At 61.7% G+C, this 26990-nt stretch carries 27 protein-coding genes; 10 read left to right on the top strand and 17 right to left on the bottom strand.

Going from position 1 to position 26990, the window contains the following annotated elements; translation table 11 throughout:
* Window position 1: 1 nt before the first annotated feature.
* Window positions 2–685 (top strand): TetR/AcrR family transcriptional regulator, encoded by a 684-nt coding sequence (locus ASN89_RS02430; protein WP_058048145.1) that lies wholly within the window; start codon window positions 2–4, stop codon window positions 683–685.
* Here the strand turns inward: ASN89_RS02430 and ASN89_RS02425 are convergent.
* From ASN89_RS02425 to ASN89_RS02395, 7 genes are all read right to left on the bottom strand, one after another.
* Window positions 648–1328, bottom strand: coding sequence for a DNA alkylation repair protein (locus ASN89_RS02425; RefSeq protein ID WP_058048144.1), 681 nt, complete (start codon window positions 1326–1328; stop codon window positions 648–650). The genes ASN89_RS02430 and ASN89_RS02425 overlap by 38 nt on opposite strands.
* Before the next feature lie 58 nt (window positions 1329–1386).
* Complete coding sequence (locus ASN89_RS02420) at window positions 1387–2163, bottom strand: peptidylprolyl isomerase (RefSeq protein ID WP_034756072.1); 777 nt, start codon at window positions 2161–2163, stop codon at window positions 1387–1389.
* A 111-nt stretch (window positions 2164–2274) separates the two neighbouring features.
* The gene (locus ASN89_RS02415) at window positions 2275–3054 is read right to left on the bottom strand and encodes a peptidyl-prolyl cis-trans isomerase (protein WP_034756076.1); all 780 of its coding nucleotides are present in this window, start codon (window positions 3052–3054) and stop codon (window positions 2275–2277) included.
* 84 nt (window positions 3055–3138) lie between these two features.
* Entirely contained in the window at window positions 3139–3426 is a 288-nt protein-coding gene (locus tag ASN89_RS02410) for a BolA family protein (RefSeq protein ID WP_058048143.1), read from the bottom strand.
* Window positions 3423–4052 (bottom strand): septation protein A, encoded by a 630-nt coding sequence (locus ASN89_RS02405; protein WP_046682773.1) that lies wholly within the window; start codon window positions 4050–4052, stop codon window positions 3423–3425. Before ASN89_RS02405 ends, ASN89_RS02410 begins: the two co-directional genes overlap by 4 nt.
* Window positions 4053–4132: 80 nt before the next feature.
* Window positions 4133–4534 (bottom strand): peptide-methionine (R)-S-oxide reductase MsrB, encoded by a 402-nt coding sequence (msrB, locus tag ASN89_RS02400; RefSeq protein ID WP_034756083.1) that lies wholly within the window; start codon window positions 4532–4534, stop codon window positions 4133–4135.
* Between the two features lie 9 nt (window positions 4535–4543).
* Window positions 4544–5986 (bottom strand): protein adenylyltransferase SelO, encoded by a 1443-nt coding sequence (locus ASN89_RS02395; protein WP_268766372.1) that lies wholly within the window; start codon window positions 5984–5986, stop codon window positions 4544–4546.
* Window positions 5987–6247: 261 nt separating this feature from the next.
* Between ASN89_RS02395 and ASN89_RS02390 the strand changes: the two genes are divergently transcribed.
* Complete coding sequence (locus ASN89_RS02390) at window positions 6248–7912, top strand: 3-(methylthio)propionyl-CoA ligase (protein ID WP_058048142.1); 1665 nt, start codon at window positions 6248–6250, stop codon at window positions 7910–7912.
* A 6-nt stretch (window positions 7913–7918) separates the two neighbouring features.
* Here ASN89_RS02390 and ASN89_RS02385 read toward each other — a convergent pair whose 3' ends face one another.
* Genes ASN89_RS02385 through ASN89_RS02370 form a run of 4 tightly spaced genes read right to left on the bottom strand, consistent with a single transcriptional unit; the run spans window position 7919 to window position 12781 of the window.
* Window positions 7919–9445: a chemotaxis protein CheW gene (locus tag ASN89_RS02385; RefSeq protein WP_235501830.1), complete on the bottom strand. Its 1527-nt coding sequence runs from the start codon at window positions 9443–9445 to the stop codon at window positions 7919–7921.
* Entirely contained in the window at window positions 9432–9956 is a 525-nt protein-coding gene (locus ASN89_RS02380) for a chemotaxis protein CheD (protein ID WP_058048141.1), read from the bottom strand. The genes ASN89_RS02385 and ASN89_RS02380 overlap by 14 nt, the downstream gene beginning before the upstream one ends.
* On the bottom strand, window positions 9953–10777 hold the full coding sequence (locus tag ASN89_RS02375) for a CheR family methyltransferase (RefSeq protein WP_058048140.1): 825 nt from the start codon (window positions 10775–10777) through the stop codon (window positions 9953–9955). Before ASN89_RS02375 ends, ASN89_RS02380 begins: the two co-directional genes overlap by 4 nt.
* 3 nt (window positions 10778–10780) lie before the next feature.
* On the bottom strand, window positions 10781–12781 hold the full coding sequence (locus tag ASN89_RS02370; protein WP_321166311.1) for a PAS domain-containing methyl-accepting chemotaxis protein: 2001 nt from the start codon (window positions 12779–12781) through the stop codon (window positions 10781–10783).
* 620 nt (window positions 12782–13401) lie between these two features.
* On the opposite strand from ASN89_RS02370, the gene ASN89_RS02365 reads away from it, so the two are divergent.
* Complete coding sequence (locus ASN89_RS02365; protein ID WP_058048139.1) at window positions 13402–15489, top strand: 3-hydroxyacyl-CoA dehydrogenase NAD-binding domain-containing protein; 2088 nt, start codon at window positions 13402–13404, stop codon at window positions 15487–15489.
* Window positions 15490–15597: 108 nt separating this feature from the next.
* Here the strand turns inward: ASN89_RS02365 and ASN89_RS02360 are convergent, their stop codons facing one another.
* The 3 genes from ASN89_RS02360 to ASN89_RS02350 form a co-directional block, all read right to left on the bottom strand.
* The gene (locus ASN89_RS02360) at window positions 15598–16446 is read right to left on the bottom strand and encodes an alpha/beta fold hydrolase (protein ID WP_058048138.1); all 849 of its coding nucleotides are present in this window, start codon (window positions 16444–16446) and stop codon (window positions 15598–15600) included.
* Between the two features lie 106 nt (window positions 16447–16552).
* A complete protein-coding gene (locus ASN89_RS02355) occupies window positions 16553–16951 on the bottom strand; it encodes a VOC family protein (RefSeq protein WP_058048137.1) in 399 nt (132 codons plus the stop codon).
* Window positions 16952–17052: 101 nt separating this feature from the next.
* Window positions 17053–17346, bottom strand: coding sequence for a DUF2798 domain-containing protein (locus ASN89_RS02350; RefSeq protein ID WP_046682767.1), 294 nt, complete (start codon window positions 17344–17346; stop codon window positions 17053–17055).
* Window positions 17347–17442: 96 nt separating this feature from the next.
* On the opposite strand from ASN89_RS02350, the gene ASN89_RS02345 reads away from it, so the two are divergent.
* A complete protein-coding gene (locus ASN89_RS02345) occupies window positions 17443–18348 on the top strand; it encodes a LysR family transcriptional regulator (protein ID WP_058048136.1) in 906 nt (301 codons plus the stop codon).
* Here the strand turns inward: ASN89_RS02345 and ASN89_RS02340 are convergent.
* The gene (locus ASN89_RS02340; protein WP_152988414.1) at window positions 18345–19094 is read right to left on the bottom strand and encodes a nucleotidyltransferase domain-containing protein; all 750 of its coding nucleotides are present in this window, start codon (window positions 19092–19094) and stop codon (window positions 18345–18347) included. The two genes, ASN89_RS02345 and ASN89_RS02340, sit on opposite strands and share 4 nt — an antisense overlap.
* A 195-nt stretch (window positions 19095–19289) precedes the next feature.
* On the opposite strand from ASN89_RS02340, the gene ASN89_RS02335 reads away from it, so the two are divergent.
* Window positions 19290–19493 carry a hypothetical protein gene (locus ASN89_RS02335; RefSeq protein WP_058048134.1) on the top strand — a complete coding sequence of 68 codons (204 nt, stop codon included), beginning with the start codon at window positions 19290–19292 and terminating at the stop codon, window positions 19491–19493.
* Between the two features lie 87 nt (window positions 19494–19580).
* Here the strand turns inward: ASN89_RS02335 and ASN89_RS02330 are convergent, their stop codons facing one another.
* On the bottom strand, window positions 19581–21281 hold the full coding sequence (locus ASN89_RS02330) for an MFS transporter (RefSeq protein WP_046682763.1): 1701 nt from the start codon (window positions 21279–21281) through the stop codon (window positions 19581–19583).
* 229 nt (window positions 21282–21510) lie between these two features.
* Here ASN89_RS02330 and ASN89_RS02325 point away from each other — a divergent pair, with 229 nt between their 5' ends.
* From ASN89_RS02325 to ASN89_RS02315, 3 genes are all read left to right on the top strand, one after another.
* Window positions 21511–22689: an acetyl-CoA C-acyltransferase gene (locus ASN89_RS02325; protein ID WP_058048133.1), complete on the top strand. Its 1179-nt coding sequence runs from the start codon at window positions 21511–21513 to the stop codon at window positions 22687–22689.
* Between the two features lie 126 nt (window positions 22690–22815).
* Complete coding sequence (locus ASN89_RS02320; protein WP_058048132.1) at window positions 22816–23118, top strand: Dabb family protein; 303 nt, start codon at window positions 22816–22818, stop codon at window positions 23116–23118.
* 119 nt (window positions 23119–23237) lie between these two features.
* Window positions 23238–24236: an NADP-dependent oxidoreductase gene (locus ASN89_RS02315; RefSeq protein WP_058048131.1), complete on the top strand. Its 999-nt coding sequence runs from the start codon at window positions 23238–23240 to the stop codon at window positions 24234–24236.
* A gap of 73 nt (window positions 24237–24309) precedes the next feature.
* Here ASN89_RS02315 and ASN89_RS02310 read toward each other — a convergent pair whose 3' ends face one another.
* Window positions 24310–25506: an FAD-dependent oxidoreductase gene (locus ASN89_RS02310; RefSeq protein WP_058048130.1), complete on the bottom strand. Its 1197-nt coding sequence runs from the start codon at window positions 25504–25506 to the stop codon at window positions 24310–24312.
* 125 nt (window positions 25507–25631) lie between these two features.
* On the opposite strand from ASN89_RS02310, the gene ASN89_RS02305 reads away from it, so the two are divergent.
* Both ASN89_RS02305 and ASN89_RS02300 read left to right on the top strand, forming a co-directional pair.
* Window positions 25632–26432 (top strand): AraC family transcriptional regulator, encoded by an 801-nt coding sequence (locus ASN89_RS02305; protein WP_058048129.1) that lies wholly within the window; start codon window positions 25632–25634, stop codon window positions 26430–26432.
* A gap of 68 nt (window positions 26433–26500) precedes the next feature.
* Window positions 26501–26926 carry a GNAT family N-acetyltransferase gene (locus tag ASN89_RS02300; RefSeq protein WP_046682757.1) on the top strand — a complete coding sequence of 142 codons (426 nt, stop codon included), beginning with the start codon at window positions 26501–26503 and terminating at the stop codon, window positions 26924–26926.
* The last annotated feature ends 64 nt before the right edge of the window (window positions 26927–26990 follow it).

Below are 26990 nucleotides of genomic sequence, written 5' to 3'. Positions count from 1 at the left end.
CATGCAGGAAGAAGACAGCAAGGCTGTGCGTGGACGGGGCCGCCCGGCACGCCCGCCCGAGGAAGCGCGCGAGGCGGCAGTGCAGGCGGCCACCTGGCTGCTGTTGCACGAAGGCTATGCGGCCACGACCATGGAAGCGGTGGCGCGCCACGCGGGCATGGCCAAGAAGTCGCTGTATCAGTACGCGGCCAACCGCGAAGAGCTGGTCGCACTGGTGGTGCGCGGCTGGACGGACGCATTTTTACCGGCCATGGCGTACGATGCGGCCGGGCCAGGCGAGGTCTTGCCGCTATTAAAAGAGATCTTGCAGGCGATGACGGCGCGCGTGCTGACTGCCGACGCCGTGGGGTTGTTCCGCCTGCTGTGCACGGAGTTTCCCGCGCGCGCGGATTTGCTGGCCGTGTATCAGCGCAACGGCATCGAGCGGGGCACGGCTCTGCTGGCCGACTGGTTGGGACGCCAGGCCGCGCGCGGCCATCTGGCCTTGCAGGATGGGCAGGATGGGCACGAACTGGCCGGCTTGCTGCTGGCCATGGTGATCGCCGAGCCGCTGCGGCAGATGGCGCTGGGCTTGCTGGCACCCGTGCCGGCCTGGGATGCCGCGCCCCGCATCGATGCGGCGCTGCGATTGCTGGGTGGCCAGTCGTTCAGCGTGGCTGGTGTTTCAGTGCTTCGCGGTAGCTGAGGGGAGAGAGCCGCTGGCGGTGCTCCGTGGCAAAAGCCAGCACGGCTGCCGGTGCGTGGCGCGCGTAATCGCGCAAGGCCCAGCCGATGGCCTTGCGGATGAAAAACTCGTCTTCGTGGGCCAGCATCAGCGCCGCATCAAATAGCCAGCCGGCATCCGTGTCGGCGCGCCAGCCCAACTGGTGCAGCATGGCGATGCGGCGCAGCCAGAAGTCTGGGTGGCGCAGCGCGTCATCCATGTGCGCATGGCCGTCGCCGCCGCGCTGGCGCTCCGCCTGCAGCACGTCGCCGACGATGTCCGTCATGCCGTCGACGCTGTCCCACCATGCCCGCTGGCGCGCCAGGCCGAGCAGGGCGGGGATGTGCCCGATGTTCAACTGGCACCGGTGCAGGGCCAGCATGTCGAGCGCCACGTGCTGGTATTCACGCTCCGGCTGCTGCCACAGCAGCTGCGCGTGTTCCAGCAAGGTCGCGGCATCGATGCCCTTCAGGCCCGCCAGCAAGCCCCTGGCGGCCAGCCGCCGCTGCGGCGCTGCCACGCCCAGGAAAACGAACTGGTCTCGCATATAGGCCTGCATGGGCGCCGCACGGCCCGGGTCGGCGGCCGCTTCCAGCGCGGCTTTCAGTTCTGCATGTAGATTCATGTCATCTCCAGGCGTAAAAAAAGCGCTCCGTGGAGCGCCTTTTCATCTTCATCCGATATTACTGGATTTTTGCTTTCTTCATCAACTCATCGCGGTAGGCGGCGAGTTTCTTCTGTTGCAGCGACTCGGCCACTTGACCCTTGACTTCTTCCAGTGCCGGCAGCTTCGTCGGGCGGGTTTCTTCCAGCTTGATCACGTGGAAACCGAATTGCGACTGCACCGGCGTTTGCGTGACCTGGCCTGGTTTCAAAGCAACCATGGCGTCGGAGAATGGCTTCACGTACGAAGCTGGGCTAGCCCAGTCCAGGTCGCCGCCATTGGCTGCGGAACCGTCTTTCGATACTTTTGCCAGTTCTTCGAACTTGGCGCCGCCTTTCAGCTTGGCGATGATGTCTTTCGCTTCCGCTTCGGTGGCGACCAGGATGTGGCGTGCATGGTATTCCTTGTCGCCCGCTTGCGCCTTGAACTTGTCGTACTCGGCCTTGATTTCAGCGTCCTTGACGGGGTTCTTCTTGACGTAGTCGGCCAGCAGGGCGTTGATGATGATGCTTTGACGGGCATTGTCGATCTGCGACTTGACTTCCGGACGCGTGCCGTAGCCTTGCTTGTCGGCTTCCTGGATCAGCACTTCGCGGCCGATCAGGTCTTTCTTGATGGCTTCGCGCAATTGCGGCGAATCAGCTTGCTTGCCTTGGGCGACGACTTGCTTGACGACCTGGTCGACGCGCGACGATGGAATGGCCTTGCCATTCACGGTGGCGACGTTTTGCGCGAACGCAGGGATCGCTACGACGGCGACCAGGGCTAAGATCAGGCGGGCTGGCTTCAAAATCATGTTCATTCCTAATAAATATACTAAAAATCGATATACGCGACTGTCGCGCAGTGCGCATTCAGGCGCAGAATACACGACCGGCGCCGAAAAGGGCGCCGGGGAGGTCAGTTCTTACTGAACTTTCGCTTTTTTGATCATTTCTTCCTGATACGCTTGCAGTTTCTTTTGCTGCAGCGCTTCGGCGATCTGTGGCTTGACTTCTTCCAGGGTCGGCAGTTTTGCCGCGCGGGTGTCGTCCAGCTTGATCACGTGGAAACCATTAGGCGTTTGCACTGGGGTGTCGGTGACCTGGCCTTTTTGCAGTTTCACGAAAGCGTCCGAGAACACTTTCGGGAACGACGATGGGGCTGCCCAGTCCAGGTCGCCGCCATTGTCGGCTGAGCCGGTATCTTTCGATTGTTTGGCCAGATCTTCGAACTTGGCGCCGCCTTTCAGCTTGGCGATGATATCTTTCGCTTCCGCTTCGGTGCCGACCAGGATGTGGCGAACGTGGTATTCCTTGTCGCCGGTCTGGGCCACGAACTTGTCGTATTCGGCCTTGATTTCAGCGTCGTTGACGGGGTTCTTTTTCAGGTAGTCGCCGACCAGGGCGTTGATGACGATGGCCTGGCGTGCGTTCTCGATTTGCTGCTTGACTGCTGCATCTTTACCGAAACCTTTGTTTTCCGCTTCTTGCATCAGCACTTCACGGCCGATCAAGTCTTTCTTGATCATTTCGCGCAGTTGCGGCGAATCCGGTTGCTGGCCTTGGGCGACGACTTGCTTGACGACTGCATCAACGCGCGACGATGGGATAGGCTTGCCATTAACAACGGCAACATTTTGCGCAAAAACAGGTACCGCGACAACGGCGAGTAGTGCGATCAGCAAGCGGGCTGGCTTAAAAGTCATTATTAAATCCTGTTAGGGAAAGTTTCGTAAAAAACGCATGGAAAGAAATTGATAACATGGCTCGGGTACGCCAAAACGCCATCCTTACACTACTTCGGATGGCGCCAGAGCCACAATCGCCAATGCATGTATCTCATTATGCATCATATCGTGCACGGAATCATACACCAGTCGATGGCGCATGACGAGCCTGAGCCCCTCAAATTGACTAGAAATTATGCGTAGATTGTAATGGCCTCCGCCCGAGGCGGCGCCCGCATGGCCCCGGTGGCGCGCCGAGTCATCTTCCAGCACGCATTCCAGAGGGGAAAGTGCCGTTTCCAGGCGGGTACGAATGCGCTCCATGCGCGTTGCCGTGTCGTTCGTCATCATGCGTCTTCCTTGATATGTTTGGCCAGGAACAGGGTTTGCGCCACGATAAAGGCAAAGAAGATGCCCGTCGCGCCAAACGCCTTGAAGCTGACCCAGGCGGCCATGTCGCCCTTGTACAGTACGAAGGCCACGAACAGGTTCAGCGCGCCGATGGCGCCAAAGAAGATGATCCATGCGGCCAGCAACTGGTTCCACACAGCATCGGGCAATTGCACTTGCGCTTCCATGGTCTTGCGGATCAGGTTTTTTTTGAAGCCAACATGGGCGATCAACAGGGCCAGGCCGGACAGCCAGTAGATCAGGGTCGGCTTCCATTTCAGGAAGAAATCGTCATGCAGGTAAATGCTGGCGCCGCCGAATACGACAAAGATGAACAGCGACAACCACAGCATGCCGTCCACCTTGCGTCCGCGCAGCAGCAGATAGCTGACCTGGCAGGCGGTGGCGACGATGCCGACGAGGGTGGCAAGTATCCACGGCGCCTGGTCGGCCTTGATCAGGCCGCCTGACACGAAGCCGGACAGATATTGCTGCACGAAATCGTGCGTGGCCGCTTCATACATGCCGCCCAGTTTGAAGGCGGCGAAGAAGGCGATCAGGGGGAATAGGTCGAATAGAAATTTCATGGCGAGACTTTACACGGGTCTTGTTACATTCATCTTAGGAATGGCTTAGGAGCAAGATGCCCGCCCGCCATTCCAGTGTCTCACGGTTGCGGATCGAAGCGCAGCGATGCCGAATTGATGCAATAGCGCAAGCCGGTCGGCGGCGGGCCGTCCGGGAAGACGTGGCCCAGGTGGGCGTCGCAGACGGCGCAAACGATTTCCGTGCGCACCATGCCGTGGCTGCGGTCGACGATTTCCGTCACGTTGGCCGGATCGAGGGCCTGGAAATAGCTGGGCCAGCCGCAGCCGGAATCGAACTTGGTGTCCGAGGCAAATAATGGCGTATTGCAGCATACGCAGGTGTAGACGCCATGTTCATGGTGGTCCCAGAACTTGCCCGTGAAGGCCCGTTCCGTGGCCGCGTGGCGCGTGACTTCGTATTGCATCGAATCGAGCATGGCGCGCCATTCGGCGTCGGTTTTCTTGACTTTATTCGTGGTCATAATGACTCCTCAGGATGAGCAACTGACTTCAAGGTGGCTGGCCCAGTCGGGCGGCAGGGCCGCATAGTGCTGGTGTTCGGGCTGTTCGTCAAATGGCTTTTGCAAAACTTCCAGCAATCTCGCCACTTCCGTGTAGTCTTGCTGCTGGGCTTTTTCGATGGCCACTTGCGCCAGGTAGTTGCGCAGCACGTATTTCGGGTTGACCAGGTTCATCGCTGCTTGCCGCTCGGCATCGACGCTTTGCTCCTGCCGCAGGCGCGCGCGGTATTGTGCCGCCCACGTATCGAACGCGGGGCGGTCGATGAACATGTCGCGCAGCACCGTGTCGTGCTCGGGGGCGTCTACTTGCAGTGTCGCCAGGGCGCGGAAGAAGTTGGTGAAATCCACGTGATTGGCTTGCATCAGCGCAAACATGCTGTCGAACAGCGCCGTGTCGTCGTCTTGCACTTCGCGCAAGCCGAGCTTGGCGCGCAGCAAGGTATTCATCTTCTCCGCAAAGGCGCTCTGGTAGCTGTCCAGCGCCGCCTGCGCCAATGCCACTTCGCCGATCAACGGCAACAGCGCCTGGCCCAGCGCGTAGCAGTTCCAGTGGCCCACTTGCGGCTGGTTGGCGTAGGAATAGCGTCCCTGCTGGTCCGTATGGTTGCAGATGTGCTCGGCGTCAAACGCTTCCATGAAGCCGAAGGGGCCGTAATCGAGCGTCAGGCCCAGGATCGACATATTGTCCGTATTCATGACGCCATGCATGAAGCCCACGGCTTGCCACTGCGCGATCATGTGCGCCGTGCGCACGCATACTTCGGCCAGCAAGGCTTGATATGGATTTGATGCAGCGCGCAAGTGGGGGTAGAAGCCGTCGATGACATAGTCGGCGAGGATTTTCAGCTCGTCCGGCTGCTTGCGGTAAAACCAGTGTTCAAACGAGCCGAAGCGCACGAAAGTGGGCGCCATGCGCGTCACGACGGCGGCCGTCTCGACGGTTTCACGCATGATGCCTTGCTGTGAACCCATGATGGACAACGCGCGCGACGTGGGTATGCCCAGCGCCGCCATGGCTTCCGAGCACAGGAATTCGCGGATGGACGAGCGCAGCACGGCGCGGCCGTCGCCCATGCGCGAATACGGCGTGGCGCCGGCACCTTTCAGCTGCAGTTCCATGGGGCCGTTTTCGGTGGCGATATCGCCCAGCAGGATGGCGCGGCCATCGCCCAGTTGGCCGGCCCAGACGCCGAACTGGTGGCCCGAATACACAGCCGACAGCGGTTGCGAACGCTCGGCCACGGCATTGCCGCTCAGCAGCGCTACATAATCGGGCTCGGCCAGGCGCGCCGCATCGAGGCCGATCAGGGCTGCGGCTGGCGCGCTGGCGGCCACGAAATACGGGGCGGGCAGGGGCGTGGGCATCAAGCGCGTATAGAACGCGGGCGGCAAGGCCGCAAAGGCATTATCCAGTGGTAAGGTATGAGCGGTGATGGCAATTCCAGTCAGTAAGATGGACCGGCAAGGTGCGCCAGCCTGGAATGCGATTTTACCGCACAGCGCCAAGGCGTGCGCCGGGCGCTGTAGTAGGTATCCGCACGGCAAAAAACGGAATCGAAAATTCCATGCTGCGTCGCAATATCGAAATGCGTTGACGATTTCCGCACGACCGTACGAAACTAGGGAAAGTCTTTAATTTCCAACAATAACCGAGTATCCACCCCAGGAGAGACGATGTCGGCATTCCCCTTGAGTCCAGTGATGGGCCAGATGATGAATCAGCCCCTGCTGATTTCCAGCATTATCGAGTTTGCAGCGCGTCATTATGGGGGCAGCGAAATCATTTCGCGGCGGGTGGAAGGCGATATGCACCGCTACACCTACCGCGATTGCCACCAGCGCGCGCGCCGGCTGGCGAACGCCTTGCATGGCCTCGGCGTCGGCATGGGCGACCGGGTCGCCACCCTGGCCTGGAATGGCTACCGCCACCTGGAAGCATACTATGCCGTGTCCGGCTCGGGCGCCGTGCTGCACACCATTAATCCGCGCCTGTTTCCCGACCAGATCGCTTACATCTCGAATCACGCTGAAGACCAAGTCTTGCTGTTTGATTTGACTTTCCTGCCCGTGGTGGAAAAGATCGCCGCCGATTGCACCTTCGTGCGTCACTTCGTGCGTCACTTCGTGCTGATGTGCGACCGCGAGCGCATGCCCGCCAGCAGCACGATTCCCGACCTGCTGTGCTATGAAGACTTGATCGCCACGCATTCCGACGATTACACGTGGCCCTTGTTCGACGAGAATTCGGCCGCCACCCTGTGCTACACCTCGGGCACGACGGGCAATCCCAAGGGCGCCCTGTATTCGCACCGTTCGACCGTGCTGCACGCGTACGCGTCGGCCATGCCCAGCGCCCTGAACGTGCGCGCCTCGGACACGGTCTTGCCCGTCGTGCCCATGTTCCACGTGAATGCCTGGGGCTTGCCGTATTCCGTGCCCCTGTCCGGCGCGCGCATGGTGTTTCCCGGCGCGGCGCTGGACGGCAAGTCGCTGTACGAATTGTTCGAGGCGGAAAAAGTGACGTTCTCGGCCGGCGTGCCCACCGTCTGGCTGGGTTTGCTCAATCATGCCTTGCAGAATAATCTGCAATTTTCCACTTTCCGCCGCACCGTGATCGGCGGCGCGGCGTGTCCGCCGGCCATGATGGATACCCTGATCGACAAGTTCGACGTGGAAGTCATCCACGCCTGGGGCATGACGGAAATGTCGCCGTTGGGCACGGCGGGCGGCTTGCAGACCAAGCACCTGGACTTGCCGAAGGACGAGCAGCGCAAGATACTGCAAAAGCAGGGCCATGCGATTTACGGCGTGGACATGAAGATCGTCGACGACGATGGCAAGGAATTGCCGTGGGACGGCGTGGCGTATGGCCATCTGCTGGTGAAGGGGCCGTGGATCATTTCGTCGTATTACAAGAACGAGGGTGGCGACGTGCTGCAGGATGGCTGGTTCCCCACAGGCGACGTGGCCACCATCGACACGGACGGCTACATGCAGATCACGGACCGCAGCAAGGATGTGATCAAGTCGGGCGGCGAGTGGATCGGCACCATCGACCTGGAAAACCTGGCCATGGCGCATCCGGCCGTGCTGCAGGCGGCCTGCATCGGCGTGTTCCACCCGAAATGGGACGAGCGCCCCGTGCTCGTCGTCGTGCTGCGTCCCGGCATGACCGTCACGCGCGACGCGCTGTTGCAATTTTTTGAGGGCAAGATCGCCAAGTGGTGGACGCCGGACGACGTGCTGTTTATCGACGCCTTGCCCATGGGCGCCACGGGCAAGATCCAGAAGAACAAGCTGCGCGAGCAGTTCAAGGGGCACCAGCTGCCGGGGATGTAAAGCAGCCTAGGCAGCCTGCGGCAGCGCCGCCCCCAGTTTTTCCAGCAGATGGTCGCACTGGAAGACGGACAGGGTCTGGCGCTGCGCATCCGTGCCGATATCGATCATTTCATCCATTTCGCTGCGCAGGTCCTCATGTTCTCCCGTGCGGATGATTTGCGGCGCCGCGAAGCGCTGGCTGTCGGAAATGGTCATGATGTTGTCGACGTGGTCGACGAGAAAGCCGTAGCGCTCTGCGCCCCGTTCCACGATCAGAATCTTGCCGGCGCTGGCGTCCGGCAAGGCGGGCATGGCGTACAGCTGGCGCAAATCGATGATGCTGATCATTTGCTGGCGCAAGTTGAGCATGCCGCGCATGCAGGCCGGCATGCCCGGCGGCGTCGTGATGGCGCCGCTGAAATCGATGATTTCACGCACTTGCCCGATTTCCACGGCGAAGCGGGTTTCCACGGTAAACGTGATGTAGACGCGGCGCTGCGCCTTGCGCGTGGCGGCCGTGTTCGCGTCCGTGTCGGCCGGATACAGGCGCGCGTGGCCGTCGCGCATCTCGATGATCTCGGCCTGTGACAGGATGCCCTTGTGGTCGAGGAAAATGATGTCGCCCAAGCCTTCTTTCGTGATGCAGCCGGCAAACATGGCGGCGCGCGCCTTGCTCAGCAGGGGAATCGGCAACACCTCGTCGCCAAAGAAATGCACGATGCTGTCGACGGAGTCGACGAGGAAGCCCACGGTCGTGTCATCGAGGCGCACGACGATGATGCGCTGGTCGCCTGTTGATGCCTTGCCGGAGCCGGGCGCCTGCAGCAGGGCGCCGAAGTCGACGACGGCCACCTGGCTGCCGCGAAAATGCATGCGGCCCAGGCACAGTTCGCTGTTCAGCAGGGAACTGTGCAGTTCCGGCACCCGGATGATTTCCTGGATGGCCAGCATTTCAAAGGCAAACGTGGCGCCGGCCGCATGGAAGCTGACGCATTGCCGGCGTTCGCTTTGCGCATGGTAGCGGGCAGTGCTCAGCTTGGCGCCCGTCGCCTGCAGGGCCAGCACATGGGGCACGTTTTCAATGCGCAGCAGGGCGTGCGGGTCGAGCACTTGCAGCAGGCGCGCGCCGCCATCGAGCAGGATCGTGCCGGCGATGACGGCGTGGTTGTCGCCGGCCGCATATTGCAGGGCGCTGCGGGCGCTGGCGGGCACGCGCAGGATTTCGCCCGTATCCTGGAAGACGATGCCGATCAGCACTTGCTGGAAGTCGAGAATGGCGATCTTGTCCGTGGCCACGGCGCGCGGCGCATCGGCGCGGAACAAGCGGCCCAGGTTGACCACCGGAATGACGCTGCCGCGCAAGGTAAACATGCCTTCCAGATAAGCGGGCGACAGGGGCAGGGCGGTGACTTTCGCGGGATAGTTCACCACTTCGCGGATGCAACTGGCGGGCAGGGCGAATTCATCGTCGCCCAGGTGGAAGGAACCGAACAGCTCGGTGGCCGTTTCTCCGCTGGCCTGCGCTTGCAAGCCCGTCGCTTCATGCATATCCATATACGCCTTCCTTGCGTGGAATCAATTCGGGTGGCGCCACGACATCGGTGACGGCGTAGCTGTGATTGGCGCAATCGATCAGCAACTGGCGTCCGTGGCGGCCGCCCAGCGCGCAAAAGCTGACGTGCAAGCCGCACTGGTCCAGGTACTTTTGCGCCGCTTCCGCGTTTTGCCGGCCCACTTGCAGGCGTCCGTTGCGCGGGCCAAACATGCTGGCGCCGCCCGCCAGCACCACTTCGATGTCGGCGTAGTCGGCTTGCCGCACCCCCATCAGGCGCAGCAACGAGGGCACGGCCTGGCTTACATAGCGAGCGCCAATGGCGCTGTCGGCGCCCGGCGCTTCCGGCAGCAAACAATGGGCCAGGCCGCAGCATGGGCCGTTCTTCCAGATGAAGCCGATGCCGATGCAGGAGCCGAGGAGCGCTTGCAGCTGCTCGCCATGCGTGCCCACGCTCAGTTGACCCATGCCGACATGGTGCAGCGGCAGGCCATGGTCGATGATGATGCTCATGCGGTACCCGCCTTGTAAATCATGGGAAACTCGAATTGATAGCCGGTGCCGAGCCGGGCGATGGTTTCCGATTCGCCCAGGATCAGCCGGCCTTCGTCCTTGAGGCTGAGCCTTGCCTGGCGCAGCACGGTTTCCTGGTGCTCGGCATCGAAATAGATGAGCACATTGCGCAGGAATACCAGGTCGAACTGCCGCGCCGGGCGCAGCGCTTCGAGCAGGTTATGCTGCGCAAAGCTGACGTGTTGGCGCAATTCCTCGTTGACCTTGACGCCATACGGTGCTGGCGTGAAATATTTGTGCAGCAAGTCCGGGTGCGACAAACGGATGCGCTCGACGGAGCGGCCGCTGTACTGGCCGGCCCGCGCCGCGCCCAGGATCTGCTGCGAAATGTCGCTGGCCAGGATCTGGTAGCGGAAAGACGGCACTTGCAGCTTGAATTGCTCGCACAGCATGGCGATCGAATACAGTTCCTCGCCGCTGGCGGCCGCCGCCGACCAGATTGCCAGGCAATCGCCCGGATGGGCGCGGGCCCAGGCGGGCAGGTAGCGGTCGCGGAAGTAATCCCAGATTTGCGGCGTGCGGAAGAACAGGGTGTCGTTGGTGGTCACCAGGTCGATGAAGTGGGCCACCTCGTCGCGGTCGCTGGCCACGCGCTCCAGGTAAGCCTGGTAGCTGTGCAGGGACAGCGCCTGCAGCCGTGGCTGCAAGCGCCGTTCCAGCAAGACGCTCTTGCGCGCCGTCATGGCGATGCCCGTATGCTGGCGCACCAGCGCGATCAGGGTCGTCAGCACCTCGGGCGTCAAGGTGGCCGCGTGGCTCATGGCTTACACCACGAAGCCGGAGACAGTCTGGTTCAGGCTGCCCGCGCGCTCGTTCAGCCCATCCGTCGAGCGGGCGATGCTGTCGCAGTTGGCGGCCGACTTTTCCGTTTCCTCGGCAATGTACTGGATGGCCGTCGACACTTCGCGCGCCGTCAGCAGCTGTTCGTTGGCCGCCTTCGAGATATCGGAAATGGCCAGGGTGGTCTTCGCCACGCCCGAGACGATTTTGTCGAAGGCGTCGCTGGCCTGGCGCGAAATCTCGCTGCCGGTGGAAACGCGCTTGACGGATTCGTTGATCAGCTTGGAAATTTCCTTGGTCGCCTGCGACGAGCGCTCGGCCAGCTTGCGTACTTCGTCGGCAACGACGGAAAAGCCCAGGCCGTGCTCGCCCGCGCGCGCCGCCTCGATGGCCGCATTGAAGGCCAGCATGTTCGTCTGGTTGGCGATCTCGCTGATGACCTTGACGATCTCGCCGATGTCTTCTGACGAACGGTTGATCAAGTCCATCGCTTCGATCGACTTGGCGACGGCGCGCGCACCCGCTTCCGCCTCCTGATGCGTGGCTTTCGCCAGGGAATCGGCATTCGAGGTGTTTTCCGCGATGGAATTGATGGAAAACGTCAGGCCGTCGATGGACGCGTTCATTTCTTCCACCGTGGCGCCCAGTGCCTGCGTGCCCACGGCCACGCCCGTGGCCCGTTCGGCGATGGCGTTCGAGGCGTCGGCAAAGCCGTTGGCCGCCGACACCACGTTGCCGATCACGCCGCGCAAATCGACGATCATCTTGCTGATGCCGCCGGCCAGCAAATCGATCGGCTCGCCGCCTTCGGGCACGATATTGCAGGTCAGGTCGCCTTGCGCCGCGCGTGCCACCGAGTCGAGCAGGGCATTGACCTTGCGGCTGTCGTTGGCGGCCTTGGCCTGGATGCTGTTTTCCAGGTTCACCTGGTCCGTGATGTCGATGGCGAACTTGACCACTTTATACGGCTTGCCGTTCAGGTCCAGGATGGGGTTGTAGGTGGCCTGTATCCACACCACCTTGCCATGGTTGCCCAGGCGCTTGTAGCGGCCCGCGTCGAATTCGCCCCGGTTGAGCTTTTGCCAGAATTTCTTGTACTCGGCGCTGCCGGCATACTCGGGCTCGCAGAACATGCGGTGGTGCTCGCCCTGGATATCGCTCAAGTCGTAGTCCATGACGGCGAGGAAATTGTCGTTCGCGTCCAGCACCTTGCCCTGCATGTCGAATTCGATCACGGCTTGCGCCTTGCCGATGGCGCTGACCTTGCCTTCGTATTCGGCGTTGCGCTTTTTCAGGGCCGTCACGTCGCTGGCGAACTTGACCACCTTGAAGGGCCGGCCTTCCGCGTCAAAGATGGGGTTGTACGACGCGTTGAGCCAGATTTCGCGGCCGTCCTTGGTGACGCGCTTGTATTCGCCCGCATCGAACTGGCCTTGTCCCAGCTTGTGCCAGAATTGCGCGTATTCCTCGCTCTTGGCGTACTCGGGTTCGCAAAACATGCGGTGGTGCTTGCCTGCGATCTCGTCCAGGGTGTAGCCGACGGACTTGAGGAAGTTGTCGTTCGCGCGGATGACGGTGCCGTCAAGCTGGAACTCGATCACGGCCTGCGCCTTGCTGATGGCGTCGATCTTGCCTTCGTAATCGGCATTGCGGCGCTTGCTTGCCGTAATGTCGGTGGCGAACTTGATGACTTTATACGGTTTGCCGTCCGCGTCGAGGATGGGGTTGTAGGAAGCGTTGATCCACACTTCGCGGCCATCCCTGGCGCGGCGCTTGTATTCGCCCTGGTCGAATTCACCGCGTCCCAGCTTGGCCCAGAAGTTGGCGTATTCGGCTGTTTTGACGTACTCGGGATCGCAAAAGATGGCATGGTGCTTGCCTTGCACCTCGGCCAGGCTATAGCCGACGACACGCAGGAAATTGTCATTCGCATGCAGGATAGTGCCGTCGAGTTCGAATTCGATGACGGCCTGGACACGGTTCAATGCAGTGTTTATCGCTTGTAAGTCCAGATCCTGGGAGTGGCTGACATGGCTGGCTGCGTCCATAGTATTTCCTTCGGGGGTGAGAAGAGGAATGGGAGCGATAAGGCTGCTTTTATTATTTTTTCTGCTATCCCTATAAGGCGGGAATGTTATTGCATGGGCCGGCATCTGGTGATAATCGGTGAGAATGTGCGCAATCAACGGCCGCCAGTGTTTGCCCTGCAGTTTGCCTTATCGTGGATAAATTGTAGAGTATTGATTTGAATCAATAATTTTATTATTCCCCAGCGTCTGGCGAAAAACAAGGGGCGGGAATAAATAATGTAAAAACTGTCGCAATTGCCCCATGCCGGCATATAACAAACGCATTCTTTTACATAATAAAACATCGTTATTATTATTGCTGTTTTATTATTTAAATGAATATCCAAGTGATAGCTTCTACAAGAGCTTGCTACTTGCAGCAGAATCTTTCCGCAAACGATGTTGTACCATGGCGTAGCATGCTGGCGCCGGGCGCGTCACGACAAAAATAATACGAGCGTTCTTTTATGCGGTATAGTGAAGCTTCATCCCTTGCAACCACCTCATCGCTGAGTAAAAATCAATAAGGAAGAGACATGAGTGCTGAATATCAAGTGAACGGCGCCGTTGCCGTCATTACCCTGGCCAACCCGCCCGTCAATGGCCTGGGCCTGGCGACGCGTACGGCCGCCGTGGCTGGCATCCGCCAGGCGCTGGCGGACGAGGCCGTCAAAGCCATCGTCATCACGGGCGCCGGCAAGGCCTTTTCGGGCGGCGCCGACATCAAGGAATTCAATTCGCCCAAGGCGCTCACGGAACCGACCCTGCACACCCTGATCAACGTCGTCGAACAGTCGACCAAGCCGGTCGTGGCGGCCATCCACAGCGTCTGCATGGGTGGCGGCCTGGAGCTGGCGCTCGGTTGCAACTACCGCGTGGCCGCACCGGGCGCGCAGATGGCCTTGCCGGAAGTCAAACTCGGCATCTTGCCGGGCGCTGGCGGCACGCAGCGCCTGCCACGCGTGCTGGGCCTGGAAATGGCCCTGAACATGATCGTTACGGGCACGCCCGTCGCATCCGAAAAACTGGCCGGCACGGCCCTGTTCGACGAAGTCATCGCGCCCGGCGCCGACTTGCTGGCCGCCGCCGTGGCCTTCGCCACGAAAGTGGCCGATGTGCGTCCGCTGCCGAAAGTGCGCGAGCGCAAGGTCGACTACCCGAACCACGAAGCTTTCCTGCAGTTTTCGCGCAACACCGTCAAAGCCATGTCCGGCCCGTTCCCCGCACCGCTCAAATGCGTCGATGCCGTGGCCGCCGCCGTGACGATGAAATTCGACGACGGCTTGAAGTACGAGCGCGAACTGTTCATGCAGCTGGTGCAGTCGCCGGAATCGAAAGCCCTGCGCCACGCCTTCTTTGCCGAACGCGTCGCCAGCAAGGTGCCCGACGTGCCGGCCGATACGCCCGTGCGCACGATCGCCAGCGCGGCCATTGTCGGCGCCGGCACCATGGGCGGCGGTATCGCCATGAACTTTGCCAACGCGGGCATTCCCGTGATGCTGCTGGAAACGAAGCAGGAAGCGCTGGACAAGGGCCTGGCCACGATCCGCAAGAATTATGAAAACACGGTGAAGAAGGGCAAGCTGACGCAAGAGAAGGCCGAGCAGCGCATCGCGCTGGTCAGCGGCACGTTGGCGTATGCCGACATTGCGCAGGCCGACATCGTCATCGAAGCCGTCTTCGAAGAGCTGGGCGTCAAGGAAGCCGTCTTCAAGCAGCTCGACGCCGTCATGAAGCCGGGCGCCATCCTAGCCTCGAACACGTCCACTTTGGACCTGGACAAGATCGCCGCATTCACCCAGCGGCCGCAGGACGTGGTCGGCACGCATTTTTTCAGCCCGGCGAACGTCATGAAGCTGCTGGAAATCGTGCGGGGCAAGGAAACGGGCAAGGAGGTGCTGGCCACGGCGCTGGCCCTGTCGAAAAAGCTGAAGAAGACGGGCGTCGTCTCGGGCGTGTGCGACGGTTTCATCGGCAACCGCATGATCGAGCAATACAGCCGCCAAGCCGGTTTCCTGCTGGAAGAAGGCTGTCTGCCGGAACAGGTCGACAAGGCGGTCGAGAAATTCGGCTTCGCCATGGGCCCGTTCCGCATGGGCGACCTGGCCGGCAACGATATCGGCTGGGCCATCCGCAAGCGCCGCTACGTGGAAAAGCCGGACGTCACGTATTCGAAGACGGCCGATTTGCTGTGCGAACTGGGGCGGTTTGGCCAGAAGACGGGCGCCGGCTGGTACGACTACAAGCCGGGCGACCGCAAGGCCTATCCGTCGGAGCAGGTCAACGCCATGATTATCCAGCACTCCGCCGACATCGGCGTGGCGCGGCGCAAGATCAGCGACCAGGAAATCGTCGAACGCCTCGTGTATGCGCTCGTCAACGAGGGCGCGCGCATCCTGGAAGAGGGCATCGCCCTGCGCGCCTCGGACATCGACATGGTGTATTTGACGGGCTACGGCTTCCCGCTGTTCCGCGGCGGCCCCATGTTCTACGCGGACACGGTCGGCTTGCCGAACGTGCTTGACACGATTGCCGGCTACGCGAAAGGCCGCCACGGCGAGGCGTGGACGCCGGCGCCGCTGCTGGTGAAACTGGCGGGCGAGGGCAAGGGGTTCAATAGCTGATCCGGCGCTGCCGTTGACGCCCGATATTGTCGGATTACGCGCGGCTTCGCCACGCTAATCCGACGTACGCGTCGACAAGGGGTTCAATCGCCGCGTAATCCGACGCCACTACTTCTTCTTCGCCACCATCTTGATCGCCTCGTTGACGATGACGGGGTTGTCTTTCTGGATGTAGTAGCCGGCGCCCGTGATGCGCTCGATGGCCGGCGCGCCGGACAGGCGCTGCCAATCCTTTTCCTGGGCCCGTACCACGTTCTCGAACGAGCCCATTTCTTCGATGCCGAACTTGTCGCGCACCAGCAGCATGGCGGGCACGCGCAGCGGACTGCTCATGTCGACGTGTTGCAAGCACTGCGTCTGGGCATCGAATTCGGCCGATTCCGTACTGTTGAACATGAGTTTACGCCGCGTTTTCACGAGCATGGCGTAGGTGGACGCGTCCTGTTGCAGGCGGTTCCACTGCTGCGGGTGCGTGGGATCGAGCAGCACCAGGCCGGCCACGTCCTGCGGGTACAGCCTCGCATACACATACTGGTACAGCCCGCCCAAGCCATGGCCGACCAGCACATACGGCGGCTTCAGGCCCGCTTGCGCCAGCAGGGCGCGCTGCTGGGCGGCGATGGTGCAGGGGTCGCGCGGCGTGGTGGTTTTCTGGCTGTCGCCGTAACCGGGGCGGTCGTACACGAGCACGCGGTGCTGCCGGGCTACTTCGGGCGCAACCTTGGCCCACACATCCTTGCCGTCGCCCATGGCCGACTGGAAGACCACGGGCAAGCCGCTCTGGCCGCTCAGGGTATAGGCGATGCTGGCGTCGGGCAGGGCGGCGGTGGCCGGCACGCCCGGCGTGACCGGCGTGGATGGCAACAGGGAGCAGCCGGAAAAACAGCCTGCCAGCAGCAGGCCGGCGCTGGAGAGGAGCATGGTGCGCGCGGGGCGGCCGACGAATAGATGATGCATGAATCTCCTTCTTGGTGCACGGACCGGGGACGGTATGGCTTGACAGCCATTATAGGCAAAACGTATCGAAGTGGAAATGCCGAACAGAGCCGGGTTTCTCGTCCTGTCAGCCGGCGTCGGCGCGATGGCAGACGGCTTCGATGCGGTTGCCGTCCGGATCGAACAAAAAGGCCGCGTAATAGCTGGCGTGATAGTGGCGCAGGCCCGGCGCGCCCAGGTCGATGCCGCCGTGCGCCAGTCCCGCCTGCCAGAACGCTTCCACGGCTGCGCGCGAGGAGGCCTTGAAGCAGCAATGGCGGCGCGGCGCGTCGTCTGGCTGCGGGCCCAGGCGCACGGAAAAATAGCTGCGTTCAGGATGCTCCGCATCGCTGCGTTCGCCGTAACCTATCCACGCATGGGCATGGTCGCTGCCCACCTTGGGCACGGCGAGGGCGGCAAAGATGGCGTCATAGAAGCGCTCGGCGCGTTCCAGATCGCTGACGGTGAGGGAAACGTGATCGAGCATGGACACTCCGCTGTAAAGACAAGGACGGCCATAGCATAGCCCGGATCAGGGCGGCCGTGGGCGGGAGTGACCGAGTGATACTGTTGCTGGCCGACTGCCGGTTAAGGGCGGCTGGCGCATGCGCATGGCGCATCTGCCGGGCAGGCGGGGCAGGCTGGCGCCGGACGCGCGAGCCTGGCCACGATGCTGCGGCTCATCAGCTGCACGCGGGGCGCGAACAGCATCACGGCGCAGAAGGCCACGGGCCAGGCGGCAAAGAAGGCATGGCGCCAGCGGGGCAGGAAGTCCGCCTGCAGGCCGATATTGAGCCAGGTGACCCAGGCGCTCATCAGCAAGGTCATGAGCAGCGACATCAGGAAGGCAAATACGCAGCGCAAACGCAGGGCTTCGGACATGGGGCACTTTCAAAGTATCAAGATATGGCAGCGTAACGACTTGCAGCAATCTATACTAGAGCCATATTTTTAATTTCAAATTCCGAAAATGCAATCATGCTAGATGATTTAGCCCTGTTTGTCGCCATTGTCGAGGCTGGCAGCCTGCATGCGGCAGCCGTCAAGGAAGCCTTGCCCGCCGCGACCGTCACGCGCCGGCTGCAAAAGCTGGAAAGCCAGCTCGGCTACCGCTTGCTCAACCGCAGCGCGCGCCGCCTGCAGCCGACGGCGGAAGGCTGGCAATACTACGAGCAGTGCCGCCCTTTGGTCCACGCCTTGCGGCAGGCGACGCAGCAGCTCGACGCCAGCCTGTCAGCCGTCTCGGGCAGCATCCGCGTGCTGGCGCCCGTCAACTTCGCCAGCGGCTTGCTGACGCCGGCCTGGGTCAGCTTCATGCAGAAGTACCCGGACATCCGCCTGGAACTGGAGCTGTCGAACCTGCTGCAAGACCTGGTGAGCAGCGGCGCCGACCTGGCCATCCGCGTCGGCGCGCTCGACGATTCCTCGCTGATGCAGCGCCGGCTGGGCAGCGCTTCGCTGGTGATGGTGGCCGCGCCCGGCTACCTGGCGCGCGCCGGCGTGCCGCGCGACTTGCAGGAATTGGAAAAGCACGAGCTGATCGTGGCCGAGCCATTGCGCACCTGGCGCTTGCGGCGCCCTGGCGATGGCGCCGAAATGGTGATCGAACCGCAGGCGCGCCTGCGCGTCAACGAGATGCGCCTGGCCGTGGAAATGGCCGACGCGGGCATCGGCATCCTGCTGTGTCCACTGCTGCAATGCCGCGACGAAGTGGCCAGTGGCAGCCTCGTGCGCGTTTTGCCCGACTGGATGCCGCAGCCGCGCCACGTATATGCCGTGTGGACGCAGCGGCGCTACCTGCCGGCCCGCGTGCGCGTGCTGCTCGAGCACCTGGCGGCGTTCGCGGCGGACAATCCGCTGTTGAGCGAAGAGCCGGGCGTTTAGCCCGCTTGTTGCTGTGCCAGCCACTGCGTGAATTGGCGCAGCGCTGGCGTAAAACCGCTGGCTGGCGCGGCGCCGGACCGGGCCTGGGCAAGGAAATACGCTATCTGCGCCTGCATGGCGGGATAGTGGCGCAGCAACAGTGCAGCATGCTCGTCCAGGCTGGCGGGCCAGCAGGGATCGTCATCGTGGCGCAGGATATTGCATGAGCGGATCAGCTTGCGCGACGCTTCGCGCTGCAGGCGGACGATGGCGGCAGGGTCGCGCTCGTCGTCGAGGCGTTGTGCATAATTTTCCAGCACGCGGGCAAAGTCGCCATTTACGGCCTGGGCAACGGCGCGCGAGGGCGCGAACGGCGCAAAGTGCGGCGCCAGGTCGTCGCCCCACAGGCAGCGGCACTGGTGCTTGATCCAGTAGCCCCAGCTGTACAGGTGCTCGGGCGCCATCGCCTGGGCCCGGTGGCCGATATCGAAATCGATTTTCAGTACTTCCGGGTGGCGCGCCTGCAAGGCCAGGCGCAGCGCTTCCAGCGTGTCAGCCTGCTGCTGCGTGGGCGGCTGGCGCAGCACCAGGGTCAGGTCGAGGTCGGACACGCCGGGTGTGGCGTCGCCACGGGCGATGCTGCCATACAGGTAGATGCCGTCGAGCCAGTGACCGGCTTGCGCATCCAGGCTGGCGCAGACGTCTTGCAGCAAGGCGTCGAAATGGGGCTGCAGCGGGCCGCAGGGGGCGGGGGCGATGGTCGGCATGCCTGGCACGAGTCCGGTGATAGAAACTTCCACCATAGCATGCAGTAGGGCGCGCACGCAGGGGATTCCTTTCCATTTAGTAATACCGAGCGCTTGTACTTTTCGCCGGGATCGCGTTAAGATAAAGCTGCCCGCTTATCCAGAGGGCAATCTGGTGTTTTTTCGCGCAATCCGTTCCTATCCATGAGAGTAGCAATGAAATATCTGATCGTTCCCTTCTTGCTGGCCATGACCGGCTGCGAAGTACTGTATGACGCGAACCGGGACAAGATCGGCGAGTATTGCAACAGCCTCAATAATTTCGACGACCGCAACGCTTGCCGCAAGCGCAACCAGACCAGTTACCAGGAATACGTGCAGCAGCGCGACCAGCTGAAAAAGAGCAAGAACGACAAGTAAGCTTGCAACCACATAAAAAAACGCCGCTGACCAGTCAGCGGCGTTTTGCTTTGCGGCCCCGGCCTTGCGACCGGGGTTTGCCTCAGATTAATCGTCGGCGTAGATGTTGTTGTCCTTCGTTTCCTTGACGAACAGGGTGCCGATCACGACAGTCGCCAGGGCGACGACGATCGGATACCACAGGCCGTAATAGATATCGCCCTTGAAGGCCACCAGCGCGAAGGCCGTGGTCGGCAGCAAGCCGCCGAACCAGCCGTTACCGATATGGTAAGGCAGGGACATCGAAGTGTAACGGATACGCGTCGGGAACATTTCCACCAGCATGGCGGCGATCGGGCCATACACCATGGTCACGTACAGCACCAGGATGAACAGCAGCAACACGACCATCGGCTTGTTGATCTGGTCCGGATCGGCTTTTGCAGGGTAGCCCGCTTCCTTGATGCCGGCGCCCAGTTCTTTCTTCAGCGCCGCTTCGTGGGCCTTGCTTTCCGCATCGAAGTTCAAGCCATCGGCTGTCATGACGGCGTTAAACGACGTAAATTCCTTTGTACCGATGCGCACCTTGGCGATGCTGCCGGCCGGTGCGTCTTCCTTCGTGTAGTTCACCGAGCTGTTCGACAGGAAGCCGGTGGCGATGTCGCACGACGATGGGAATTTCTTCGTGCCCGTCATGTTGAACTGGAAGTGGCAGGAAGCGGGATCGGCCACCACCACCACTGGCGAGTTCTTCAGAGCCGCTTCCAGCTGCGGGTTGGCGAAGTGGGTCAGGCCGTTGAAGATCGGGAAGTAGGTCGCCGCGGCGATCAGGCAGCCGCCGAGGATGATGTACTTGCGGCCGATGCGGTCGGACAGGCTGCCGAAGAACAGGAAGAACGGCGTGGCCAGCAGCAGGGCGATGGCGACGAGCACGTTGGCCGTTGCCAGGTCCACTTTCAGGGTCTGGATCATGAAGAACAGGGCGTAGAACTGGCCCGTGTACCACACGACAGCCTGGCCGGCGGTCAGGCCGATCAGGGCCAGGATGACGATCTTCAGGTTTTTCCACTGGCCGAACGCTTCCGTCAGCGGGGCTTTCGAGGTCTTGCCCTCGGCTTTCATCTTGGAAAACGCCGGCGATTCATTCATGGCCAGGCGGATCCACACGGAAATACCCAGCAGGATGACGGAGACGAGGAAGGGAATGCGCCAGCCCCATGCTTCGAAATCCTTCTCGCCGGTCGCCAAGCGGGTGCCCAGGATGACCATCAGCGACAGGAAGAAGCCCAGGGTTGCCGTCGTTTGTATCCACGCCGTGAACGCGCCGCGCTTGCCTTCAGGCGCGTGCTCGGCCACATAGGTGGCTGCGCCGCCATATTCACCGCCCAGCGCCAGGCCTTGCAGGATGCGCAGGATGACGAGGATGATCGGTGCGGCGATGCCGATGGACGCATGGCCCGGCAGCAAGCCGACGATGAAGGTGGAGCCGCCCATGATCAAAATGGTGATCAGGAAGGTGTACTTGCGGCCGATCATGTCGCCCAGGCGGCCGAAGACCAGCGCGCCGAATGGACGCACGATGAAGCCGGCGGCAAAGGCCAGCAGCGCGAAGATGAAGGTGGTGGTAGGGTCGCCGATGAAGAATTGCTTGGCGATGATGGAAGCGAGCGAACCGTACAGATAAAAATCGTACCATTCAAAAACGGTGCCGAGCGAGGACGCAAAGATGACCTTGCGTTCCTCGGGCGTAATCGGCGTTCCCTTGGTAGAAGTTTTCCGTACGTCGGCCGAGCCGGATGGTGATGCCATGGTTTGTCTCCCTATGTTTTATAGTGAACTGGTGCCGCGGTCTTTTTGACCATTCTTGCAACAGCTGGAGGCGAGTGTGTTCTCCGAACCTTACGTCATGCTTGCTTGAAACTTACACCAAGCTTACAAATTGCTGTTCGGCAGAACTTTGCGAACGACCGTACTTAAATGTGCTATTCTCATTCCACAGATATCTCACCCCATAATATTTCCCACAAGGAGACACAGCATGAATGAAGCCGTCATCGTATCGACCGCCCGCACGGGCCTGGCCAAGTCCTGGAAGGGCGCGTTCAACATGACGCATGGCGCCACCCTGGGCGGCCACGTGCTGGCCGCCGCCGTCGAGCGCGCGCGTATCGAGGCGGAGGAAGTGGAAGACGTGCTGGTCGGCTGCGCCTTTCCCGAAGGCGCCACGGGCGGCAATATCGCGCGCCAGGTGGCCCTGCGCGGCGGTTGCCCCGTCACGACGGCCGGCATGACCGTCAACCGTTTCTGCTCGTCGGGCTTGCAGGCCATCGCCCTGGCGGCGCAGCGCATCATCGCCGGCGAAGGCGATATCTATGCGGCCGGTGGCGTGGAATCGATTTCCTGCGTACAAAATGAAATGAATACGCATATGTACCGCGAGGTCTGGCTGCAGCAGCACAAGCCGGAAGTGTACTGGCCCATGCTGCAGACGGCTGAAACCGTCGCCAAGCGCTACCAGATTTCGCGCGAGCGCCAGGATGCCTACGGCGCGCAAAGCCAGCAGCGTGCCGCCGCGGCCCAGGCGGCCGGCCTGTTCGACGCGGAAATCGTGCCGATGACCACCATCATGGGCGTGGCCGACAAGGCCAGCGGCATGCTGGTCTCGCGCGAAGTGACGATTGCCGCCGATGAAGGCATCCGTGCCGACACGACGTATGACGGCGTGGCGAAGATCCGCCCGGCCATTCCTGGCGGCGTCATCAGCGCAGGCAATGCCAGCCAGTTTTCCGATGGCGCGTCCATGGCCATCGTCATGAATGCGAAAGTGGCCGAAGCGAAAGGCTTGCAGCCGTTGGGCATCTTCCGCGGCTTTGCCGTGGCCGGCTGCGAACCTGATGAAATGGGCATCGGCCCCGTCTACGCGATTCCGAAACTGCTGAAAAAGGCGGGCTTGACTGTCGCCGACATCGGCCTGTGGGAACTCAACGAAGCGTTCGCCGTGCAAGTGCTGTACTGCGCCGACACCCTGGGCATCCCCATGGACCGTCTGAACGTCAACGGCGGCGCGATTGCCGTCGGCCACCCGTACGGCGTGTCGGGCGCCCGCCTGACGGGCCACGCCTTGATTGAAGGCAAGCGCCGTGGCGTCAAATACGTGGTCGTGACCATGTGCATCGGCGGCGGGCAGGGCGCGGCAGGGTTGTTCGAAGTGCTGTGATGTAGATTGAACCCAGTCTGCGGGCGGCTTGCAGGGCCGCCCGTTTGCATTGCGCGCCTGCTTCCTGCAAGGCGCGCCGATAGCGGTTACAGTAATGCTTCATTAATAAACAAGCAGCCTGCCGCCATGATCAAGCACATCGTTTTCTGGAAACTGTTAGACCACGCCGAGGGCGCCGACCGCGCCACGAACGCATTGAAATTGAAAGCCCTGCTCGACTCCTGTTCCGACCTGGTGCCCGGCATATTGAAATTCGAAGCAGCCGTGGCCCAGCCGGGCCTGGAAGCGACCTACGACATCGTCCTGTACAGCGAGTTCGCCAGCCGCGAAGCGCTCGATGCTTACCAGAACCATCCCGAGCACGTGAAAATCAAGCCGTTTTTTGGGGCGGTACGGGAAGCACGGCAGTGTATGGACTATGAAGTGTAATGACAGCGTAAATCCGGGGTCAGTCGCTTCGCGATCGGAATACGTCCCATTGGGACGCATTCCCCCTCCGGGTCTGACTCCAGTTTTCCGCTGATTTTATCTATCGACAAGGAGCATTCATGACCACCTACCAATGCATCGTCCTCGCCTCGCGCCCCGCTTCCAATGAGGAAGTGCAGCCGGCACATTTTCGTTTGGAAACTCAAGAGATTCCCGCCATCACGGATGGGCAGTTGCTGGTGCGTAACCAGTACCTGTCGCTCGATCCTTACATGCGCGGGCGCATGAGTGCCAATAAAAGCTACGCGGCGCCGCAAGCGATTGATGAAACCATGATAGGCGGCACGGTGGGCGTGGTGCTGGAATCAAAGCATCCGAAGTTTGCCGTGGGCGACACCGTCGTGGGGACGTTGGGCTGGACGGAAGTGGCCGTATCGGATGGCACGATGCTGCGCAAGGTCGACACGACGCACATTCCTGCTTCGGCTTACCTGGGTTCCGTCGGCATGCCGGGCATGACGGCCTGGTATGGCTTGAACCAGATCATGGCGCCGAAGTCGGGCGAAACCGTGGTCGTGTCGGCCGCCAGCGGCGCCGTGGGCAGTGTCGTGGGCCAGCTGGCGAAATTGAAAGGCTGCCGTGTCGTCGGCATCGCGGGCGGTGCGGAAAAATGCCGCTATGTTGTCGAGGAACTGGGTTTTGACGCCTGCGTCGACTACAAGGCGGGCAATCTTGAGGCCGATCTGGCGGCGGCCACGCCCGACGGCATCGACGCCATCTTTGAAAACGTGGGCGGCGCCATCTTCGATGCGGCGCTGGCGCGCACCAATGCGTTTGGCCGCGTGGCCGTGTGCGGCTGGATCGCCGGCTACAACGGCGAGCCGACGCCGCTCGACAATGCGCGCCTGATCCTCACCAACCGCCTGACCGTGCGCGGCTTCATCGTTTCCGAGCAGCCGGAATTCTGGCCGCAGGGACTGGCGGAACTGGGCAGCCTGGTGGCGACGGGCAAGCTGAAATTCCGCGAATCCGTGGCCGATGGCCTGGCCAGCGCGCCGGACGCCTTCATCGGCCTCTTAAAAGGGCGCAACTTCGGCAAGCAACTGGTGAAGTTGTAAGCGGGCTGTTTTGAAGTGACCGGGCGCGCCGCCAGTTCCTTGCCCGGCTGCGCCCGGTAGCACAGCGATGCTTTCAATAGATCGGGAGCGTGAAATCCTCGTCGATCCTGCGCGCCTTGGTCTTGGCGTTGGGTCGCAACAGCGACTGGATCAGGGCGCTGCCGACGCACCTTTGCAGTACATGCGCGATGGCTATGCCGAACCGCGTCCGCACGTGCATGAGCCGAATGAGGCGAGGGCTCAGCTCCCGCTGTGTACGCTCGGCATACGGGCGCAGGATGCGTTCGTATGCCTCGAAAGCCTGGGTGTGGCTCGCGCGCCTCTTGATTTCCCCCGCCAGCACGTAGGCTCCCACCAGCGCCAGAGCCGTGCCCTTGCCCGTGAATGGCGTGGGGCAGTGCGCCGCATCGCCCAGCAAGACCAGTCGGCCTTTTGACCAGGTGGAAGCTTGTACCTGGCTCATCGGCCCGAAATAGAAGTCCTGGACGTTATCAAGCTCGGCGATGATACGATCGGCCACCTTGCCCCGGCCCACCAGTGCCGCCCGCAGCGTCTCGCGCGGCGACGGCGTCGTCGGACTCCGCAGGCCAGGCTCAGCGGCTGGAAAGGTCATCAGCACGGTAGTTTCAGTCAAGCCACCTGGCCTGAGGTTGATCATCGTCCCGCCTATGCCGTTGACGGAGCAGGCCCAGAAGTCGTCTTCCGGCCGCCGGGGAATGTTGAAAAACGCCATGTAGGCGCCGAGGTAACGCATGCGCGTTTCAGCGGCCAGCGCCAGGTCTCTGGTCGGCGAGCTCACGCCGTCGGCGCAGATCACCAGTTCGAAGTCCTCTGCCGTGCCATCGGCAAAGGTTGCCCGCACGCCATTTTCAATCTCTTCAACGCCACTGACGGACGTGCCAAAACGGTATTCGCAAGTGCCGTGGGTCGCATCGAACAAAATACGGGCGAAATCGCCGCGCAGGATTTCAAAATCGCAGGTCAGTCCGCCGATACTACCTTTGGGGAAAACAGCCACCACCTTGCCGGCCGCGTCGAGCCACTTCTGTCCGCATTCCAGCGTGTCGCGCGCCTCGACCTGTTCCGTCAAACCCATGCGCTTGATGACCTGCTGCGCGGCATCCTTCACATCGACGTTCTGCCCGCCGACCCTGAGCGCGTCGGCCTTTTCGACGAGCACCACGGAGTAGCCGTACCTGGTCAGCCACCAGGCACACGCAGGGCCGGCGATGCCGCCGCCGCAGATCAGGATTTTCTTCGTTTGTTCCATGTGACAGCTTTCGTGGTTGTGATGTCAGCGTCCATGTTAGGCGCGCCACGTGTTGGTCACAATGAGCCAACAGGCCATGTTATATTGAATTCTTGCCACTGATTCTGCTCCTTGAAAGGTGCCCGATGCCTGTTTTCAGCGACGACTCGTCCAGCGACTGGGAAGATCCCGACTGCGTGCCAAGGCCGGTGGTTACGCTTGGCGCCGTGGGCCGCGAGATGGATAGCCGCCAGGAGAAGGATTTTCATCAGCATCGAAAAGGCCAGTTCCTGCTCTGGATGCGGGGCGTGCTCACCTGCGAGGTCGACGGCGGCTTCTGGCTGGTGCCGCCGGGGAGCGCCATTTGGGTACCAGGCGGCACACAACATCGAATGGATGGGGCCGGCACGGTCGATTGTTACGTGGTGTATGTCGATCCTGCGGTGGGCGACGCGTTGCCGCGGGAGTGCTGCACCTTGTCGACCACGCCGCTGCTGCGTGAATTGGTGATCCGTTCAGCGGCATTGCCGATGCGCTACGAAGAGGGCGGCATGGCGTCACGGGTGATGACACTGCTTCTCGACGAAATGGCGTTGGCGCAGCCCGGTCAGGTTCATCTTCCCCTGACGCCAGACAAGCGGCTACGCAAACTGGTCGAGTGGATCATGGCGCGTCCATCCGATCCAGGCAACATCGAATCGTGGGCGCAGCGGATGGGCATCAGTGCGCGCACGCTGTCACGCCTGGTGTCCCGGGAAACCGGCATGAGTTTCGGACGCTGGCGCAGGCAACTGCATATACTGCTCGCCTTGCAATGGATGGCCAGGGGCGCCACGGTCCAGCATGTCGCAGAGGGCCTGGGCTACGAGAACGCGAGCAATTTTGTCGTCATGTTTCGCAAAATACTCGGTGAAACACCTGGACGTTACTTGAAATCGAACGCTTGAGCCGCACCACCTGCCAAGGCGTGGCGGGCCGTGCGACAATGGCGGCCCCTCCCTTATTACCGCATGCCATGACCAAGCACACCATCCGCCTCGGCGACTGGGCCACACTGGGCCCTGACGCCACCGCCATCCGTTTTGAAGTTTTCGTCGATGAACAGAAAGTGCCGGCCGAGATCGAACTCGACGACATGGATGCCGTCTGCCTGCACGCCGTTGCCTATGACGCCGTCGGCAACGCCATCGGCACGGGCCGGTTATTGCCAGACGGCCACATCGGCCGCATGGCCGTGCACCAGCCGGGCCGCGGCACGGGCGTGGGTGGCGCCATTTTGACCTTGCTGATGGAGAAAGCCCGGGAGCGGGGCGATGCAGCGGTGGTGCTGAACGCACAAACCGTGGCCGCGCCATTCTATGCGCGCCACGGTTTCGTGCAGCAGGGGGAACAATTTGAAGAGGCGGGGATTGCGCATGTGGAGATGCGGCTGGTGTTCTAGGGTGTTGTCGGATTACGGCCTGCGGCCTAATCCGACCTACACCGACCTGTTACGTCAATGGTAG

Origin of the sequence: Janthinobacterium sp. Ant5-2-1 (assembly GCF_001445815.1) — a bacterium.
Classification (GTDB): Bacteria; Pseudomonadota; Gammaproteobacteria; order Burkholderiales; family Burkholderiaceae_D; genus Janthinobacterium; species Janthinobacterium lividum_E.
Note: the sequence above shows the minus strand (reverse complement) of the source record. Positions and strands in the feature narration are given on the sequence as shown.

What these genes read in the sequence shown, in the direction of transcription:
- ASN89_RS02320 (WP_058048132.1), top strand. Translation starts at nt 22,816, where the DNA reads ATGATCAAGCACATCGTTTTCTGGAAACTGTTAGACCACGCCGAGGGC.
- ASN89_RS02330 (WP_046682763.1), bottom strand. Translation starts at nt 21,281, where the DNA reads ATGGCATCACCATCCGGCTCGGCCGACGTACGGAAAACTTCTACCAAG.
- ASN89_RS02420 (WP_034756072.1), bottom strand. Translation starts at nt 2,163, where the DNA reads ATGATTTTGAAGCCAGCCCGCCTGATCTTAGCCCTGGTCGCCGTCGTA.
- ASN89_RS02345 (WP_058048136.1), top strand. Translation starts at nt 17,443, where the DNA reads ATGCTAGATGATTTAGCCCTGTTTGTCGCCATTGTCGAGGCTGGCAGC.
- ASN89_RS02390 (WP_058048142.1), top strand. Translation starts at nt 6,248, where the DNA reads ATGTCGGCATTCCCCTTGAGTCCAGTGATGGGCCAGATGATGAATCAG.
- ASN89_RS02375 (WP_058048140.1), bottom strand. Translation starts at nt 10,777, where the DNA reads ATGAGCCACGCGGCCACCTTGACGCCCGAGGTGCTGACGACCCTGATC.
- msrB (WP_034756083.1), bottom strand. Translation starts at nt 4,534, where the DNA reads ATGACCACGAATAAAGTCAAGAAAACCGACGCCGAATGGCGCGCCATG.
- ASN89_RS02300 (WP_046682757.1), top strand. Translation starts at nt 26,501, where the DNA reads ATGACCAAGCACACCATCCGCCTCGGCGACTGGGCCACACTGGGCCCT.
- ASN89_RS02405 (WP_046682773.1), bottom strand. Translation starts at nt 4,052, where the DNA reads ATGAAATTTCTATTCGACCTATTCCCCCTGATCGCCTTCTTCGCCGCC.
- ASN89_RS02410 (WP_058048143.1), bottom strand. Translation starts at nt 3,426, where the DNA reads ATGATGACGAACGACACGGCAACGCGCATGGAGCGCATTCGTACCCGC.
- ASN89_RS02360 (WP_058048138.1), bottom strand. Translation starts at nt 16,446, where the DNA reads ATGCATCATCTATTCGTCGGCCGCCCCGCGCGCACCATGCTCCTCTCC.
- ASN89_RS02335 (WP_058048134.1), top strand. Translation starts at nt 19,290, where the DNA reads ATGAAATATCTGATCGTTCCCTTCTTGCTGGCCATGACCGGCTGCGAA.
- ASN89_RS02425 (WP_058048144.1), bottom strand. Translation starts at nt 1,328, where the DNA reads ATGAATCTACATGCAGAACTGAAAGCCGCGCTGGAAGCGGCCGCCGAC.
- ASN89_RS02380 (WP_058048141.1), bottom strand. Translation starts at nt 9,956, where the DNA reads ATGAGCATCATCATCGACCATGGCCTGCCGCTGCACCATGTCGGCATG.
- ASN89_RS02305 (WP_058048129.1), top strand. Translation starts at nt 25,632, where the DNA reads ATGCCTGTTTTCAGCGACGACTCGTCCAGCGACTGGGAAGATCCCGAC.
- ASN89_RS02355 (WP_058048137.1), bottom strand. Translation starts at nt 16,951, where the DNA reads ATGCTCGATCACGTTTCCCTCACCGTCAGCGATCTGGAACGCGCCGAG.
- ASN89_RS02325 (WP_058048133.1), top strand. Translation starts at nt 21,511, where the DNA reads ATGAATGAAGCCGTCATCGTATCGACCGCCCGCACGGGCCTGGCCAAG.
- ASN89_RS02430 (WP_058048145.1), top strand. Translation starts at nt 2, where the DNA reads ATGCAGGAAGAAGACAGCAAGGCTGTGCGTGGACGGGGCCGCCCGGCA.
- ASN89_RS02340 (WP_152988414.1), bottom strand. Translation starts at nt 19,094, where the DNA reads ATGCCGACCATCGCCCCCGCCCCCTGCGGCCCGCTGCAGCCCCATTTC.
- ASN89_RS02415 (WP_034756076.1), bottom strand. Translation starts at nt 3,054, where the DNA reads ATGACTTTTAAGCCAGCCCGCTTGCTGATCGCACTACTCGCCGTTGTC.
- ASN89_RS02315 (WP_058048131.1), top strand. Translation starts at nt 23,238, where the DNA reads ATGACCACCTACCAATGCATCGTCCTCGCCTCGCGCCCCGCTTCCAAT.
- ASN89_RS02310 (WP_058048130.1), bottom strand. Translation starts at nt 25,506, where the DNA reads ATGGAACAAACGAAGAAAATCCTGATCTGCGGCGGCGGCATCGCCGGC.
- ASN89_RS02385 (WP_235501830.1), bottom strand. Translation starts at nt 9,445, where the DNA reads ATGGATATGCATGAAGCGACGGGCTTGCAAGCGCAGGCCAGCGGAGAA.
- ASN89_RS02350 (WP_046682767.1), bottom strand. Translation starts at nt 17,346, where the DNA reads ATGTCCGAAGCCCTGCGTTTGCGCTGCGTATTTGCCTTCCTGATGTCG.
- ASN89_RS02365 (WP_058048139.1), top strand. Translation starts at nt 13,402, where the DNA reads ATGAGTGCTGAATATCAAGTGAACGGCGCCGTTGCCGTCATTACCCTG.